This is a genomic window from Sphingobacterium sp. lm-10, assembly GCF_023554555.1.
GTDB lineage: Bacteria > Bacteroidota > Bacteroidia > Sphingobacteriales > Sphingobacteriaceae > Sphingobacterium.
Map to the genome: position 1 here is coordinate 1,503,199 of NZ_JAMJWC010000001.1, position 17,297 is coordinate 1,520,495.

Here is a 17,297-nt window from a genome sequence, read left to right on the forward strand (position 1 = left end):
ATCTACTCAGGCGCTGATTTGTCTCACAATTGTCTTTTTTATCTTTTTTTACCCTTGATACACTTACTTTTTATATTTTTGAACAATTTTTAATAAAAGTCAAAACGTATAAATGTTCAAAAATGTCAGAGACTAAGAAAGAACAGATCATAGAAGCAGCACTGAAACGATTTTCCCACTTCGGTTTTCAGAAAACTTCTATGAACGAAATTGCGGATGATTTGCGCATTACGAAAGCGAATCTTTATTACTACTATGCCGATAAGTCGACTTTGTTAAGCGACTGTATAAAGTCGGTCATCAATGAGATGACAGAGCGGGAGTATGAAATTATACAGGCTTATGAAGGCGGTTTACTAGGCACAATTTTCTCTTTGTTTGAGCTACATGTGGGCTACGCAAAAGATTATTATATGCTATCTTTATATGAGAAAGCAGAAATTATCCGTGAGATAAGCATGCAATGCATGGTGCACGAATTTGATCAGCGAAACACCGAAAATCTACGCATTCTTTTTCAACGAGCAATCGACGCAGAGGAATTGATATTGCATGACATGGAGATCGCTACGATCTCCTTCCACGAAATTATTAAAAGTCTATCTATGTTTCACCGCATTTCCGACATTATTACCGGCATTCCCAACATTGATAATACAGACAAAATATTAGCCAGCCAGAAGCGGGCTGCGAAATTTATATTAGAAGGAAAATTAATTAGTAAAAAATAATAATGAAACGTATAAAACTGATCGCCATTATGGTGTCGGGCTTATTGGCCACACCTTCCTTATTTGCACAGGAAAAACTGACCCTGCAACAGGCTATCCGCTACGCGCTGGAGCACAAAGTTGATGCGCAGAAATCAAAGCTGGATATTGCCAATGCAGAAAATAAGATCGATGAAACCAGATCCAGTGCACTTCCGCAGATCAGTGCCAATGGCGGATTCACCTACAACCCGATTATTCAGCAAAACGCGATTGATATTGGCGCACTAGGTGGTGTAACCCCTCCCACCGAAGGCGAAGCACCGGTCGTGGGTGGCACCGCAGGCCAGTTAGTACTCGTAGCTTTTGGTACACCTTGGGTATCTTCTAATACGGTTACGTTAAATCAGCAGATTTTCAACCAAGCGTTGTTCACCGGATTGAAAGCAGCAAAGACATCCCGTGAGTTTTATCGCATTAACCACGCACTTACCGAGGAGCAACTGATCGAAAAAATTGCCAACGCTTATTATGAGGTTTTTCAGACTCAGCAAACGTTAAAAACGGTACAAACCAACCTCGATAACACTCGCAAAAGCTTAGGCATTATCAAAGGATTATACGAATCTGGGTTGCAAAAAAAGATTGATTTAGATCGTATGCAAGTAGCGGTTACGAACCTCGAATCACAAAAACAGCAAACTTTAAATGGCTTAGAATTACAGAATAACGCCTTAAAATTCGCTATGGGAATGGATATATCAAGAAACATCGTACTTCCAGAGGAAACTTTTCAGGTAGACATATCCAAAATTTTTGAAGAGGCTAATTCGGAGCTTAGAACAGAAATTCTTCTCATGGATAAACAAGCAGAATTGTTGGAATTAAACAAAAAAGCAACCATCGCTGAGTATTATCCTACGGTTTCTATGAACGCAAACTATGGGGTAATGGGGTTCTCTAGAGACTTTTTCTTGACCAGCCCAAGATCGTCGCAATGGGCCGACTTTTCTGCCATTGGATTAACCATTAATATCCCTATTTTCAATGGTTTTGCGACTCGGAGTAAAGTACGTCAGGCAGAAGTAGAATTACAAACGTTGCGCTATGACCGCATGGATACTAAACTGGCATTAGACCTTGCTAATGAAAATGCAAAATCACAATTGAAAAACAGCATATTAGTAATCCGCTCTAACGAAGACAATGTGAAGCTAGCCAAAGAAGTGCTAGCCGACACCGAGAACAACTATAAAAACGGCTTAGCTACCTTAACAGAGCTATTAGACGCTGAAAAAGCATTCGCGGATGCGCAAAATAACTATACAACATCCCTATTGGATTATAAAGTTGCCGAAGTACAGCTTATCAAAGCAAAAGGAGAATTGAGATCACTAATTAACGAATAAGAACGAATCATATAACCACTATTTATAGAAATGAAACGCACCATTATTACAGTACTAATCATAGCCGCCGCACTAGCGGGCATCGTTTATTTATTACAGAAGAATAAAGCAAAAAACGAGTCGGAAACCCAGCAGGCCGCTGCTACCAATCCAAAAGTATCCGTACGTACCGACACGGCAACTAACCGGATGATGAATCTGGCCTATCTAGCAAATGGCACTTTCGAACCGAAGCAAATGGTAACCGTATCTGCCGAAACACAAGGACGTGTAGTACGCGTGTCCGTAGACGAAGGTAGTCAGGTTCGCGCCGGACAAACGCTAGCCGTAGTAGAGTCAGATCGCATCAACGTGAATGTCGCCAATGCCGACGTCAACTTAAATCAAGCAAAACGCGACTTGGATCGATACGAAAGTGCCTTCAAATCTGGCGGTGTTACCGAGCAACAATTGGAGCAAGCGAGATCACAATACGAGACGGCAAAAAACAACTACCGCACCGCCGAATTAAACGCAGGCGACGTAACGATCAAGACTTCCGTGAGCGGGATTGTAAACCATCGCAAAATTGAACCGGGCACCTACGTTAGTCCGGGTACAGCTGCTTTTGACATTGTCAATGTAAGCTCTCTAAAGCTTCGTGTGAATGTAGATGAAAAAAATGTGGCAACATTGAGCGTCGGACAACAGGTAGAAGTAGCCGCCAGTGTATATCCAGAAAATAAGTACACAGGTAAGATTACTTTCATCGCACCTGTAGCAGATGGTAGTTTGAACTTCCCAGTAGAAATTGAAGTTCAAAATACGGCAAACCAAGCATTGAAAGCAGGTATGTACGGAACAGCTACCTTCGGAGCTAACAAGCAGGCAGATGTATTGATTATTCCACGCACCGCTTTTGTAGGTTCGGTAAGCGATAATAGAGTATTCGTAGCGCGCGACGGTAAAGCATTGGACACTAAGGTAGTATCTGGCCGTAATTTCGGCAACTACATTGAAGTGCTTTCCGGCTTGCAGCCAGGTGATGTGGTCGTAACCTCCGGTCAAATCAACTTGATGGACGGCGCCGAGATCGAAATTATTAAGTAAGCAATCGCACAAAATATTTGGCATGAAAATAAGTGAAATTTCCATCAAACGACCGAGCATCATCATAGTACTCTTTATACTATTGACGCTGGGTGGTATATTCTCTTACTCCCAACTGGGGTATGAGTTGATTCCAAAATTTGAAACAAACGTAATCACGGTACAAACTGTGTACCCCGGAGCGTCTCCTACCGAAGTAGAAAATACGGTTACGCGCGTGATCGAGGATGCTGTATCTTCTCTAGAAAGTATCAAGAAGGTAGAAGCGACTTCTATGGAGAACGTCTCTATCGTGATGATTACACTGAACACGGGAGCAGATGTCAACTTCTTATTGACAGATGCGCAGCGTAAAATTAACGCGGTACTTAATGATCTTCCAGACGATGTAGACCCGCCTTCGTTAAATAAATTCTCATTAGACGACGTCGCGATTATGAGTTTGGCGGTCACGTCCAACTTATCAGAGAAAGATTTGTACGACTTACTGGATCAGAAAATACAACCTGTTTTTGCACGAATCAATGGTGTCGCAAAAGTCGACATGGTTGGTGGTGAACAGCGTCAAATTCAGGTGCGTATTGACCCGGATAAACTGCAAGGCTATCGCCTACCGTTGACCCAGGTGCAACAGATGATTGCTTCTTCCAATCTGGATTTCCCGACAGGAAGTGTGACTACGGATGAAAAGCGCACGACCATTCGTTTGGCGGGTAAGGTAAATACTATTGATGAGTTGAGAAACCTACCGATCACTACTTCGGCTGGATCGATCATCTACCTTCGCGATATTGCGGACGTACAGGATGGTATTGCCGAAATCGAAAAAATTGCGCGTTTAGATCGTCAAAACACCATCTTAATGCAGGTGTTTAAACAATCTGATGCCAATGCCGTAGAAGTATCTGAATTGGTGCAAAAAACCATCGCACAGGTACAAACAGATTATGCAGAAAACAATATCAACATTTTCTTGGCATCTGACTCTTCTGAATTCACGTTGAGCTCGGCGAATAATGTGGTACACGATTTAATGATAGCGATTGTCTTAGTTGGTTTTATCATGCTATTCTTCTTGCATAGTTTGCGTAATGCCGCCATCACCATGGTTGCTATTCCATTATCTTTGATCGCAACATTCATCGGTCTATTGATTATGGGCTACACCCTAAACCTGATGTCCCTATTGGCTTTATCGCTGGTGGTAGGTATCCTGGTGGATGACGCTATTGTGGTATTGGAAAACATTCACCGCCACATGGAGATGGGCAAAAATAAGGTGCGTGCCGCTTATGATGGCGCTAGTGAAATCGGGTTTACGGTATCTGCCATTACCTTGGTAATCGTTGTGGTATTCTTGCCGATTGCGCTTTCATCTGGATTAGTGGCAGATATCTTGAAGCAGTTCTGTGTGACGGTTATCATTGCAACATCTTTATCCTTTTTAGTTTCCTTTACCATCGTGCCTTGGTTGTACTCACGTTTTGGAAAATTAGACCACATGAGCAAAACTTCGTTATTCGGACGTATTATTCATGCTTTTGAAAGTGGATTAACCAGTTTCACTCATTGGATTTCTGATTTGCTGAAATGGTCTATTAAAAACTGGGTAACGAAGATCGTTACTTTATTGATCGCCTTGGTATTATTTGCCGCATCGATAGCGCTACTACCATTAGGCTTTATCGGATCCGACTTCTTCCCAAGCAGTGACCGTGGTGAATTCCTGGTACAGCTAGAGCTAGAGAAAGACGCTTCTTTGCAAGTATCCAATCAATTTACGCAACGGGCAGAAGCTTACATGGCTACCAAGCCTGAGATCGACCGGATGATTACTTCTGTTGGTCAATCCAGTGATGGGGTGATGTCTACTGGTGGTTCACGTTATAAATCGGAGATCCAAGTCTTTATCAAAGACGAGTACAAAACGCAAATTAATTCGCGGGTATATTCAGCGCAGCTGAAACGTGAATTAGAGCAACGCTTGATTGGGCCAAAAATTAAAATGGTAGCCATGGGCTTGATCGGTGCAGAACAAGCGCCGCTTAAGCTAACCATTATCGGATCCAGCATGGAAGACGCACTGGAATTTGCCGAACGTGCTGCTGATGCTCTACGTGAAGTGCCGGGTGCTGTGGGCGTAAAGCTTACTTCCGAAACAGGTAATCCAGAAATCAATGTAGAGGTGGATCGCGAAAAGATGACTTCGTTGGGTTTAAACATCTCTACCATCGGTATGAGCATGCAAACAGCCTATGCCGGAAACACAGACAACAAGTTCCGTGCAGGCGATAATGAGTACGAAATCAACATCCAGTTTGATGATAAAGGTCGTTATGATATTGGCAACGTACGGAATCTAGAATTCATTAATAATAATGGAGAGGCTGTCAAGCTAGAGCAGTTTGCTACGGTGAAGTACAGCTCTGGTCCTACCCTTTTGGAGCGTCGTGATAAGTCGCCTGCGGTATCCGTAGAAGGCCAGGTAATCGGGCGTTCGGGTGGTGCTGTAGCAGCCGATTGGGAAGCAAACTTCTCGCAAATGGAACGTGCTCCAGGGGTGCAATATTTATGGGGCGGTAATATGGAGAACCAATCTGAAGGCTTCGGCACCTTGGGTATCGCCTTGATTGCATCCGTTCTATTGGTTTACCTGGTGATGGTAGCCTTGTACGATTCATTCGCTACGCCATTCATCGTTTTATTCTCCATTCCACTATCCTTTATCGGCGCCTTATTAGCCTTGGCATTGACGAATCAATCGTTAAACATCTTTACCATCTTAGGTATTATTATGTTAATTGGTTTGGTAGCCAAGAATGCGATCCTATTAGTGGATTTTGCGAACCACAAAAAGGAATCTGGTGCCAGCACATTCGATGCGCTCGTAGCAGCAAACCATGCGCGTCTACGGCCGATCTTGATGACCACCATCGCAATGGTATTTGGGATGATTCCGATTGCTATTGCTACAGGTGATGGGGCGGATACCAACCGTGGTTTGGCCATTGTCATCATCGGTGGACTGTTATCATCTCTATTCCTGACCTTAGTGATCGTGCCCGTCGTATACTCCATCTTCGATGGCTTACAACGTCGCTTCGGCAGTAAAGAAAATGCAAACTACGTAGATCTTATGGTCGAAGACTTTAAGATGCGCGAAGATTACGTGGATGAGATGGATATAAAACACTCTTAAAAATGGAATTTTCGAATAGTCGATAACTCACATGATATGCCTTGATGTATTTTAAACATACATCAAGGCATATTTTTTGGCAGGCAAGTTCGTGAATTAAAGAAATTATAAAAATTAATATCCTAGCAATCATCAAGTTATTCTGCCACTCATTAATTTCAAAAAGAATACTTGCTACAATTACATAATTATACTATTTTTGTAACACGAAAAGACGGTAGATGTAGCTCAGTTGGTTAGAGCATCGGTTTGTGGTACCGAGGGTCGTGGGTTCGAGCCCCATCATTTACCCAAAGCCCTTTAAGATATCTTAAAGGGCTTTTTTATTTTTAGGAAATTTTGAGAATCTGTGATTGAGGCAAGCGAGTCGAGTCCAGGTTTACGCATAGCAACTAATGTAAAAAGCGAAGATAGTATCTTCGCTTTTTACATGCTTACGCATATTATGTGGTGGGTAAGCGATTGTAGTATAATACTGGCAACGCGGGTATTCATTACACGGATCTTCCAAAATGCTTTTGCACTAATATTGCCAAATCTTCCGCAGCAATTTTCGATTCCGCCCCTCCATCCGTACTCCATGTACGGGTCGCCATATCAAACTTTAGCAGATAAGAATCCGACAAACCAGATTCAAGCACCGTAAAATAATGATTTTCAGTATTGTATGTAACGTCAAATTCTACAGAATCACCATTGACACTGTGGCTAAATTTCCTATTATAACCCATAATATAAAAATGTTTAATATGTTAAATATAACAGTTTACTATCTATTTAATCGTCCAATTTGGCTTCCCGAAGCTCCTGCCGCAAATTTTCCGGCACCAGATGGCTTTTATCAGGATGATAATAAATCTTCTCCCCCACACGTAAATGCTCACCAGATTGAGGATTGAAGCCTACAGTAGGCAACTCATCACTTTCTTCGTAGAAGTACGTATCAAAGATCTCCTCGGCAGAATAATCTGTCACCTCGCTACTCATAGCCACAAATTCCGCACGATACTGTTCAATTTTTTGTAAAAGGTCTTTTTTAATAAACATAACAATGGTATTAATACATAATTCTACTTGTTGTTCAAAGGTTATTAAAAGAAACATCCCGACCCAAATATTGTTTGGGTCGGGATGTCAAGAACAAGGTTACAGCAAACAAGCTACAGATTTCAGAAGAAAGATAAAATTAAGAAGCTTTGTTCGTACCGGCGGATCCTTGTGAAGGACTCGCTTTTCTGCCATTATTTTTTTTCTTGCGAAAATTATTTCGTTTTTGCGGTGCTGATGATCGTGGATTATATGTCGGCGCTGCTCCGAATCCCTCTGGTAGCGGCATCTTTTTGATTTCGTATTCTATAAGGCTTTCGATTCTTGAAAAACGAGATTGATCCTTTTCATTGATAAAGGTGATCGCTGTACCTGTGGTAGAAGCCCGTGCCGTACGACCCACGCGATGTACGTAATCCTCCGGGTCTGGTGGTACATCGTAGTTGACGACCAAACTGATGCCCACAATATCAATTCCTCTACTAATAACATCAGTCCCAATCAATACTCGTAGGCGCTTTGAGCGGAACTTATTGATGATGGACTCTCGCTGAGCTTGTTCCAAGTCCGAATGAAACCCTTCTGCCTCGATGCCACTTCGTGAAAGATCACGAGCTAAGGTTTTTACAATCTCCTTCTTCGAAGCAAAAATAATGATACTAGTATAGGCTTCGTTCGACAGAATGTGTCGAATCAACTTGCCTTTCTGATCATCATACGTCATGTACGCATGCTGATCTATTCCGGCAGAAGGTTTGGAAATAGCAATATTAATCTCTTGTGGATCCTCCAGAATTTTTTTCGCCAATGTACGGATCTTACCCGGCATGGTGGCCGAGAATAATAGACTTTGCCGCTTGTTAGGAAGGTAGCTGATAATCCGAAGAATATCATCGTGAAATCCCATATCTAACATGGTATCTGCTTCATCCAAGACCAAGTGTTCCAGCTGCGTAAAATCAAACTTTCCGGAAGACATATGACTAATTAGGCGACCCGGTGTGGCCACTATAATATTAACACCATCACGAAGGGCACGTTTTTGCTGTTCATACCCCATTCCATCCCCACCACCGTACACAGAAATAGATGTGGCTCCTGTAAAATATCCTAAGCCCATAATCTGTTGGTCAATCTGCAACGCCAACTCGCGCGTGGGTACCAAAATGATCGTATTGACAAATTCTTTAGGATTTTCACAAATCTTATTGAGGATAGGCAGTAAATAAGCAGCGGTCTTTCCTGTGCCTGTTTGCGCACAAGCAATCAGGTCTTTATTTTTTAGTATAACGGGTATGGTTTGTTCCTGTATTGGAGTTGCATCCTGGAATCCCATACTTTCTAGTCCCTCTTCCAATGTTGGAACGAAACCAAATTCGGTAAATTTCAAATATGTAATGTTTGGTGTTAAATTAAAACTGCCGTAATGTACTAATTTTTTGTGGTATATAACAACAAACGCCGCCCTGTATCAGGCAGCGTTTGTTTTATAAAGCTGTGATTAAGAATTAATCCTGTTCGTATCTTCCACTTTCAATCTCTTTACGTAATACACTACGACTTCTGCCGTAAATGAAGTAGATCACCACACCAAGCAACATCCAGATCCCTAAACGTTCCCAGCTCTCAATAGGTAGTGAAGCCATCATTGCCACACACACTAATACGCCCAAGATTGGAATTAAAGGCACTAGAGGTGTTTTGAACGGACGCTCGGCAGTAGGGTTCTTGTAACGAAGCACAACCACACCAATACAGACCAAGCTAAACGCGAATAAAGTACCAATACTCACCATGTGTCCCAAATCCGACACCGGCACAAAGCCCGCAAAGATGCTCACGAATATCATAAAGATCATGTTCGTTTTCCACGGAGTTTGACGCTTGGAAAGGTCTGAGAACATTTTTGGCAAAAGACCATCTTTACTCATCGTGTAGAACACGCGACTTTGACCTAATAACATCACCAAAATCACAGACGTATAGCCAGCGATGATCGTAACCGTCATAGCAGTATTTAAAAACGTATAGCCCGTTGCAGCAAATGCAGTAGCTACCGGACTAGCATCCCCTTGAAAGTCTTTATAATTCGCTAAACCCGTTAATACATAAGAAAATGCTACGTAAAACAACGTACAGATTATCAGTGAACCGATAATACCGATAGGCATACCCTTTTTAGGATTTATTGCTTCTTGTGCCGCAGTACTCACCGCATCAAAGCCTATGAATGCAAAAAATACCACACCCGCAGCTCTCAGAATACCACTAATTCCATAATGACCAAAGTAACCCTCACTGAAAAAATCGAACATTCCGATCTTGCCAGCTCGCAGCAACTCTTCCCCTTCATTGACAGGAATGAAGGGATCGTGATTGGCCGGATTGATAAAACTCCATCCTATAATGATGAATACCAATACCACAGCTACTTTCAAGATCACTAATATATTGTTGACTAATGCCGATTCTTGTGTACCACGCATCAACAAAAGAGAGATCAAAACCACAATGATAATAGCGGGAAGATTCACAAAACCTCCCTCCCATGGCCCGTGCAAAATAGTTTCGGGTAGGCCTTGTCCAAACATGGTAATCACCAATTGATTGACATACTGCGACCAACTGGCAGATACCGTAGCGGCGGCTAGCGCATACTCTAATACCAAATCCCAACCGATTATCCACGCCATAAATTCACCCATGGTAGCATAAGAATACGTATACGCACTCCCAGCAACCGGAATCATGGAAGCAAACTCAGCATAACAAAGACCTGCAAATGCGCAACCAACTGCAGCAATCACAAAGGCGATGGTCACCGCTGGACCAGCGTGATCCGCTGCCGCGATACCCGTTAATGAAAACAACCCGGCTCCGATAATTGCACCCACGCCAAGGGCTACGAGACCGGTACTCGTTAATGTTCTTTTTAGCGTTCCTTCTCCACTTTGCTGCGCCTCCGCAACCAACTTTGATATGGACTTCTTATACCACATGATTTAGATTAATTTATTAGACACCGTAAACGTACAAAAAAATACAAAAAACAGACTGCTTACAGGCATAAATTCTCCATGTTTGATCAAAATAAACGATTAAAATCTCATATATTATACGATAACAGCTGCATAACTCGTAGAAACACCAATTTAATCTGCAAATACCTCACAGTTTGGCGTTATTAAGTCTCATATTACAAAACATGAACAATTGACTAAAATGTTACAAAAGTCAATATTCTTTGAGGTCATTTTTCATATTTTTGCTTCTTCACTCACGCATGACATGACTCTAACAAGCAGCAGTACCTTACATAAAAACAAAAATAGACTCGCACTCCTTTGCATGCTATACTGCATCACTGTTTTTTCTGCACAAGCACAAGTACAATTAGGTGTACACGGTGGAGGTAATTTTAGCAAAGCAATTGGCGACGAGTTTCGTTCATCTAATCGAATAGGCTTCCAATTCGGTGCTTTCATTACGTATGAATTGGGCAGATATTTTGCGTTACAGTTGGAGCCAGGCTATAATGTTTCGCGCTTACGTACTAACGAAACTACCCATTCGCTACCTAATGGCGTTAGCAAAGCAACGCGGTCAGTTGATTACTTTAACCTTCCATTGTTGGCCAAACTAACCATCACACCACAATTTGCACTACTTGCGGGTATAGAATTCAGCAAATTACTTAACGAAGAAAAACACCGTCTCCATAATGGTTTACCCGCGTTCAGGACAGAGCTAACCTCAGGATATGCACTTGGTATAGAATGGAGCAAACTCTACTTTAGATACCGCCGTCAGCATCGCATTAGTCGTATTAATGAGCCAAGTGATACCTTTATTCAACAATTGCAAATTGGTCTTCGCTTTCGCTTACTTTAAGATATGCTAATAAAACGCTACTTATGTGAATAGAGGTATTGTATTTTCGAGTAGTGCTTATCTATGTGCTTTGAGCTATTTTACCTATATCAGCGTACAACTTTTCGACCACCAGCACCATAGCTGAACTTCCGATCACCAACGGAGTGCGTTGATGCAATTCATCCGGTTGTATTTCCAAAATACGCTCTTTTCCCGTAGAAGCTCGACCACCGGCCTGTTCTAGAATAAATGCCATGGGATTACATTCATACATGAGGCGCAGCTTTCCTTTACGATGCCGAACACTTTCAGGATACATAAAGATACCACCTTTGAGTATTGTACGGTGTAGGTCTGCGACTAGAGACCCGATATACCGTAGCGAGTACGGACGACCAGATTCCAAATTCTCCTCCTGGCACATTTTGACATACTCTTTTATCGCAGGCGGGAAGTTGATAAAGTTACCTTGATTAATCGAATAGGTATTGCCATTTTCGGGAATACGCATCATCGGGTGTGACAAGCAAAATTCGCCAATACTGGGGTCTAATGTAAAACCGTTTACTCCATGACCAGTAGTGTACACTAACATCGTCGATGAGCCATACAGTACATAGCCGGCAGCCACTTGATGCACACCTTGCTGTAATACATCTTCTTCGGATACGCGGCCCGACGAAGATTTACGACGATAAATAGAGAATATTGTTCCTATCGAAATGTTGACATCAATATTGGAAGATCCATCGAGGGGGTCAATACATACAATGTATTTACCCTCCGATGATAGATCCAACCCCTCTTCATGTTCTTCGGAAGCAATGTAGCAACATTCTCCACCGCGCTTCAGCGCTGAGATAAACTCCTTGTCGGCTAATACATCCAACTTCTGCTGTTCTTCGCCCTGTACATTGAACTGTCCGTAAGGACCAAGAATTTCAGCAAGCCCGGCTTTATTGACCTCCCTATTTACCACTTTCGCAGCAATACCAATATCCCGTAGCAAACGGGAAAGCTCTCCCTTGGCAAACGGAAACTCTTCCTGCTTTTCAATGATGAACTGCCCTAAGGTTTTAAATTCCATAATGTAAGATCGCGCCGATTTAGTAGGTGTATTTCTGATAGTTTTTTTCAAACAGGTCTTTTAATTCCTGTGCTTTGTGCGTGTAGCTTTCCGCATCTTGCCAAAGAGATTGAGGATTCAAAATGGTATCTGGCACGAGTGGACAAGCGGTTGGCATCGAAAGATCAAAAACCGGGTGCTGTACATAATGCTCATCTTTCAATGCACCTGACATCGCGGCACGGATCATAGCACGTGTGTGATATAGCGGGATACGGCGTCCCACACCATATGGCCCTCCTATCCAGCCTGTATTTACTAACCAAACTTGTGTAGAAGAATCCTGTTGCAATCGATCACGCAACATTTCAGCATAGCGCCTTGCATGTAGCGGCAAGAATGCTTGACCAAAACAAGCGGAAAAGGTAGCCACGGGCTCTGCAATTCCTACCTCGGTACCCGCCACTTTCGCGGTGTATCCATTTAGAAAGTAATACATCGATTGCTCCACCGTAAGCTTGGATAATGGCGGCAACACGCCAAAAGCATCTGCCGTCAGAAAAAATATGTGCTTTGGCGAAGCGGAGTGATTGATCTTTACCACATGTGGTATGTAATTGATAGGGTATGACACCCGTATATTTTCTGTGACAGCGCTATTTTCGTAATCCAGATAGCGACTTTCTGGCATGTAAAGCATATTTTCTGTTAATGCCCCAAACCGCACAGCACCAAATATATCGGGTTCGCTTTCGACTTTTAGGTTGATGCATTTGGCGTAACAACCTCCCTCTAAATTGAAGATTCCTTCGTCCGACCAACCATGCTCATCATCACCAATCAGATAACGATCGTGATCTGCAGACAAGGTGGTTTTCCCTGTGCCAGATAAACCGAAAAACAAGGCTGTTTCTCCATTTTTACCTGTATTAGCCGAGCAATGCATTGGAAAGACACCATGATCTTGTGGCAACACAAAATTCATCATAGAAAACATGCTCTTTTTGATTTCTCCTGTATATGCCGTTCCAATGATTAGCACTTTACGCCGGGTAAAATCAAGCACCACCGCATTCGATGCTCGAAGACCCAGTTCCTCATAATTTTCGATTTTTAATAGAGATGCCACCCACACCGTCCAATCCTTTTGCTGTTCCACTTCTTGCTTAGGAAGGAACATATTACTGATAAACAAATCTTGTGCAGCCAGCTCCGTCGCAAAGTGAATTCTCCTGCTATATTTAGCATACGTTGCGATATTTGCCGTGCGTGTATAAAGTGATTTGCAAGAATCTAAATAAACTTTCACTTGTTGTTCAAGTGCCTCAAATACACTCGGATTGACGGGTTGATTGGTATCATTCCAATGCACCGTATCCTCCGTGACTTCATCACGCACCAGATAGCGATCACGAGGAGAGCGTCCTGTAAAAGTTCCTGTCATAATATTCAGCGCACCGGAAGCAGAAAGTGTCGCTTCCTTATTCAAAATGGCATGCTCAATTAATTCGGCGGGTGTTAACTCACTAAACACCTCACCTTTAGGCTCTAAAGCAAGTTCAATTTGGTAGTCTTGAAGAATTTTTTGCATTACAGTTTATTCGTTTGATTTTATGAAACAAAATTAACCATAAACCAATTGTCGGGAAATTATAAAAACGCTTATTGTAGCAAATACACATGGATAAAAACCTGTATATCAACTAATTAAATTGATGATTAAAATAATTTAAATGCTAAAACATTTTAGCCTATTTTAACAACAATATTCATCTTCAAGGCACTAAACAAAAGGAGTTGGAGATGCGGATAAACAACTCCCAATACACTTGATTAACCAACTTTAATAGTATCTCAGCTAGGAAACATTTCCAAAAAGATTTGATCATATATTTGCATGGCTGTACAAAAACCCTATATTTGCTATGTATATCATTCGATAATACAAATCAACACCTACACCAAAGCGATCAGGTCTTGATTTATAAAGAAGCGGCGAGAGACTGGCTCGATGACCCGCTGGCAACCAACAACAGAGCGTTGAAAAGGTGCCAATTCCTGTCCAAAACCATGTTTTGGAGTATATAAATAATAGAACAGATGAACGAAAAAATCAACTTATTCCCTTCTTCGGAAGATCGTCCACACTTAATTTCTACAGCGATTTGTCATTGGCTGCAATTGGTTGCTTGCCACTCACGAATGCGATAGTCGTTTTTTGTGATTAGTCTTAAGCGATGACCTGTACATCGATTTGGCCTACCGCAACCTATAAACGACTCTTTCCTTTCGTACAGACTAATCCTGATTTTATGTTCCACAATAATTAAGTTACTATGGCCTACAAAAAACCGTTACAATTTGAAACCCTGCAAATACATGCAGGACAGGAAGCCGATCCCACTACTGGGGCACGCGCACTCCCGATATATCAAACCTCATCTTACGTTTTTAACAACGCAGAACATGGCGCCAACCTTTTTGCATTGAAGGAGTTTGGAAATATTTACACTCGGATTATGAATCCGACAACGGATGTCTTTGAAAAGAGAATAGCAGCGCTGGAAGGTGGCTTAGCGGCAGTGGCGGTTTCTTCCGGCCAAGCAGCCCAATTTATCGCACTGAATAATATCCTAGAAAGCGGAGATAATTTTGTGGCGAGCTCCCATCTCTATGGCGGCACATTCAATCAATTTAAAGTTGCCTTTAAAAGGCTAGGCATTGAAGTACGCTTTGCAGACCAGGGTGATCCAGACGAATTTGAGAAATTAATTGATGACCGTACCAAAGCGCTTTATGTAGAAACCATCGGAAACCCCGCATATAGCATTCCTGACTTCGAACGTCTTTCTGCCCTATCCAAAAAACATGACCTTCCTATTGTGGTAGACAATACCTTTGGTGCAGGCGGTTATCTTTTCAAGCCTTTAGAATATGGTGCTCACATTGTAGTGGAGTCAGCCACGAAGTGGATCGGCGGCCACGGCACGACCATTGGTGGCGTGATTATCGATGGTGGCAATTACAATTGGGGTAATGGTAAGTTCAAGCAATTTTCTGAGCCATCCGAGGGTTATCATGGGCTAATCTTCTCGGAAGTGTTTGGAGAAAATAGCAACTTTGGCAATATACAGTTTGCCATCCGGGCGCGCGTAGAGGGATTGCGTGACTTCGGCCCTGCCCTCTCCCCTTTCAATTCTTTCTTGCTGACACAGGGATTGGAAACACTTTCATTGCGCGTACAGCGGCATGTGGATAATGCGCTGGAAATTGCCCAATGGCTTGAAAACCATGCACAGGTAGAATCTGTAAGTTATCCCGGACTGAAGAGCCATCCCTATCATGATGCCGCCCAAAAGTATTTAAAAAATGGCTATGGCGCGGTATTGTCTTTTACTATTCGCGGAGGTAGTACCAAAGCCAACGAGTTTATCAATGCTTTAGAATTGGTCAGTCATCTGGCGAATGTTGGCGATGCGAAAACGGTCATCATACACCCTGCTACAACCACACACCAACAGCTAAGTACGGCAGAACAACAACGCTCTGGCGTATACCCAGGTGTCCTTCGATTATCTGTAGGAATCGAACATATTGACGACATCAAAGCTGATCTGGAACAAGCTTTTGAAGCACTATAAATTTGCGTAACTAAAAAACAATTTGATATAAAATGAGTGAAAAATTAACGATTGGGATGTTTGGATTTGGAGTAGTTGGCCAAGGACTGTACGACATTATCAAAACCAAAGATCTAAATCTAGAAATAAAGAAATTTGTCATTAAAAACCCAACGAAACAACGATCGCTTCCTGAACACCTTTTTACGACCGATGCAGACAGCGTGTTGAATGATCCAGAAATAAATACGATACTGGAACTTATTGATGATGCCGATGCTGCTTTTGAAATCACAAAACGCGCATTGTATGCTGGTAAAAATGTGGTATCTGCCAATAAAAAGATGATCGCAACCCATTTGGAAGAATTAGCGACTATACAGGAAGAAACCGGCAAATCGTTACTTTACGAAGGTGCGGTATGTGGATCGATTCCAATCATTCGCAACCTGGAGGAATATTATGACAATGAGCTCCTGCATAGCGTAAGCGGAATTTTCAATGGTTCTTCCAATTATATTTTATCGAAGATCTTTAACGAAAATCAAGATTACGATAGCGCGCTAAAGAAAGCACAGGAATTGGGCTTTGCAGAAACGGATCCCACATTGGATGTGGGAGGCTACGACCCTAAGTACAAGCTGGCAATCGTTGCCAATCACGCTTACGGCATCTATGTCAAACCAGAAGATATTCTCAATTTGGGAATCAATAAGCTTGGCTTAGCAGATATTACCTATGCACGTGAGAAAAACTACAAAATCAAGCTGATTCCATTGGCAAAAGAGGTAGATGGTAAGATTATCTTATATGTATTGCCGAAGTTCGTTAGCAAAGACAACCTACTATACGGTGTGGAGAATGAAAATAATGGTGTGGTGGTAAAAGCTGCTTTTGCAGACGAGCAGTTTTTCTTCGGAAAAGGTGCAGGCGGTCATCCAACCGGATCGGCGGTGTTATCTGATATCACGGCACTTCGATATGGTTATCGTTATGAGTTTAAAAAACACTCAAAATCTCAGCAGGTTACCTATTCTACCGATTACGAATTGAACGTTTACTTACGCTATCAGGACGAAGAAATTCTGGAAACACTGGGCTTCAATAGTATCTCCGAACGCTTCTACGGACAAGATTTTAAATATGTGATCGGAAAGATCAACCTACAACAAATCATTGCTCACCGTGAATTGATTCACCGCGACGGCTACTTTCTGGCAGAATTAGCATAATAATATGTATTCTTGTGCTGCTCTAGTATGTTTGCTGGAGTAGTACAGGAAT

At 42.2% G+C, this 17,297-nt stretch carries 13 protein-coding genes, 1 tRNA gene and 1 riboswitch; of the genes, 8 read left to right on the forward strand and 6 right to left on the reverse strand.

The window, feature by feature from the left end:
- Positions 1–122 precede the first annotated feature (122 nt).
- From M8998_RS05955 to M8998_RS05975, 5 genes are all read left to right on the forward strand, one after another.
- A complete protein-coding gene (locus M8998_RS05955) occupies positions 123–731 on the forward strand; it encodes a TetR/AcrR family transcriptional regulator (protein ID WP_249991324.1) in 609 nt (202 codons plus the stop codon).
- A gap of 2 nt (positions 732–733) precedes the next feature.
- Positions 734–2,119, forward strand: a complete 1,386-nt coding sequence (locus M8998_RS05960) for a TolC family protein (RefSeq protein WP_249991326.1) — start codon at positions 734–736, stop codon at positions 2,117–2,119.
- 30 nt (positions 2,120–2,149) lie between these two features.
- A complete protein-coding gene (locus M8998_RS05965) occupies positions 2,150–3,208 on the forward strand; it encodes an efflux RND transporter periplasmic adaptor subunit (RefSeq protein ID WP_249991328.1) in 1,059 nt (352 codons plus the stop codon).
- 22 nt (positions 3,209–3,230) lie between these two features.
- The gene (locus M8998_RS05970) at positions 3,231–6,407 is read left to right on the forward strand and encodes an efflux RND transporter permease subunit (protein WP_249991330.1); all 3,177 of its coding nucleotides are present in this window, start codon (positions 3,231–3,233) and stop codon (positions 6,405–6,407) included.
- A 217-nt stretch (positions 6,408–6,624) separates the two neighbouring features.
- A tRNA-His gene (locus M8998_RS05975) sits at positions 6,625–6,698 on the forward strand.
- A 203-nt stretch (positions 6,699–6,901) separates the two neighbouring features.
- Here the strand turns inward: M8998_RS05975 and M8998_RS05980 are convergent.
- From M8998_RS05980 to M8998_RS05995, 4 genes are all read right to left on the reverse strand, one after another.
- A complete protein-coding gene (locus M8998_RS05980; RefSeq protein WP_249991332.1) occupies positions 6,902–7,138 on the reverse strand; it encodes a hypothetical protein in 237 nt (78 codons plus the stop codon).
- A gap of 46 nt (positions 7,139–7,184) precedes the next feature.
- Positions 7,185–7,454 carry a hypothetical protein gene (locus tag M8998_RS05985; RefSeq protein WP_249991333.1) on the reverse strand — a complete coding sequence of 90 codons (270 nt, stop codon included), beginning with the start codon at positions 7,452–7,454 and terminating at the stop codon, positions 7,185–7,187.
- A 139-nt stretch (positions 7,455–7,593) separates the two neighbouring features.
- Entirely contained in the window at positions 7,594–8,844 is a 1,251-nt protein-coding gene (locus M8998_RS05990; RefSeq protein ID WP_249991335.1) for a DEAD/DEAH box helicase, read from the reverse strand.
- Positions 8,845–8,962: 118 nt separating this feature from the next.
- A complete protein-coding gene (locus M8998_RS05995) occupies positions 8,963–10,453 on the reverse strand; it encodes an amino acid permease (RefSeq protein WP_249991337.1) in 1,491 nt (496 codons plus the stop codon).
- A 349-nt stretch (positions 10,454–10,802) separates the two neighbouring features.
- Between M8998_RS05995 and M8998_RS06000 the strand changes: the two genes are divergently transcribed.
- Positions 10,803–11,345 carry a porin family protein gene (locus tag M8998_RS06000; protein ID WP_249991339.1) on the forward strand — a complete coding sequence of 181 codons (543 nt, stop codon included), beginning with the start codon at positions 10,803–10,805 and terminating at the stop codon, positions 11,343–11,345.
- Between the two features lie 61 nt (positions 11,346–11,406).
- On the opposite strand, the gene fbp is transcribed toward M8998_RS06000, so the two are convergent.
- The gene (gene fbp / locus M8998_RS06005) at positions 11,407–12,417 is read right to left on the reverse strand and encodes a class 1 fructose-bisphosphatase (RefSeq protein WP_249992428.1); all 1,011 of its coding nucleotides are present in this window, start codon (positions 12,415–12,417) and stop codon (positions 11,407–11,409) included.
- A 16-nt stretch (positions 12,418–12,433) separates the two neighbouring features.
- Positions 12,434–13,984, reverse strand: a complete 1,551-nt coding sequence (gene pckA, locus M8998_RS06010) for a phosphoenolpyruvate carboxykinase (ATP) (RefSeq protein ID WP_249991341.1) — start codon at positions 13,982–13,984, stop codon at positions 12,434–12,436.
- 388 nt (positions 13,985–14,372) lie between these two features.
- A riboswitch (SAM riboswitch) is annotated at positions 14,373–14,484 on the forward strand.
- 245 nt (positions 14,485–14,729) lie between these two features.
- Between pckA and M8998_RS06015 the strand changes: the two genes are divergently transcribed.
- Positions 14,730–16,034 (forward strand): O-acetylhomoserine aminocarboxypropyltransferase/cysteine synthase family protein, encoded by a 1,305-nt coding sequence (locus M8998_RS06015; protein ID WP_249991343.1) that lies wholly within the window; start codon positions 14,730–14,732, stop codon positions 16,032–16,034.
- Between the two features lie 32 nt (positions 16,035–16,066).
- Positions 16,067–17,245, forward strand: coding sequence for a homoserine dehydrogenase (locus M8998_RS06020; RefSeq protein WP_249991344.1), 1,179 nt, complete (start codon positions 16,067–16,069; stop codon positions 17,243–17,245).
- The last annotated feature ends 52 nt before the right edge of the window (positions 17,246–17,297 follow it).

Bases quoted from the DNA above. Each gene is read 5' to 3' on its own strand.
- M8998_RS05995 (WP_249991337.1), bottom strand. From the start codon at position 10,453: ATGTGGTATAAGAAGTCCATATCAAAGTTGGTTGCGGAGGCGCAGCAA.
- M8998_RS05970 (WP_249991330.1), top strand. From the start codon at position 3,231: ATGAAAATAAGTGAAATTTCCATCAAACGACCGAGCATCATCATAGTA.
- M8998_RS06000 (WP_249991339.1), top strand. From the start codon at position 10,803: ATGCTATACTGCATCACTGTTTTTTCTGCACAAGCACAAGTACAATTA.
- M8998_RS06020 (WP_249991344.1), top strand. From the start codon at position 16,067: ATGAGTGAAAAATTAACGATTGGGATGTTTGGATTTGGAGTAGTTGGC.
- M8998_RS06015 (WP_249991343.1), top strand. From the start codon at position 14,730: ATGGCCTACAAAAAACCGTTACAATTTGAAACCCTGCAAATACATGCA.
- M8998_RS05980 (WP_249991332.1), bottom strand. From the start codon at position 7,138: ATGGGTTATAATAGGAAATTTAGCCACAGTGTCAATGGTGATTCTGTA.
- M8998_RS05960 (WP_249991326.1), top strand. From the start codon at position 734: ATGAAACGTATAAAACTGATCGCCATTATGGTGTCGGGCTTATTGGCC.
- pckA (WP_249991341.1), bottom strand. From the start codon at position 13,984: ATGCAAAAAATTCTTCAAGACTACCAAATTGAACTTGCTTTAGAGCCT.
- M8998_RS05955 (WP_249991324.1), top strand. From the start codon at position 123: ATGTCAGAGACTAAGAAAGAACAGATCATAGAAGCAGCACTGAAACGA.
- M8998_RS05965 (WP_249991328.1), top strand. From the start codon at position 2,150: ATGAAACGCACCATTATTACAGTACTAATCATAGCCGCCGCACTAGCG.
- M8998_RS05985 (WP_249991333.1), bottom strand. From the start codon at position 7,454: ATGTTTATTAAAAAAGACCTTTTACAAAAAATTGAACAGTATCGTGCG.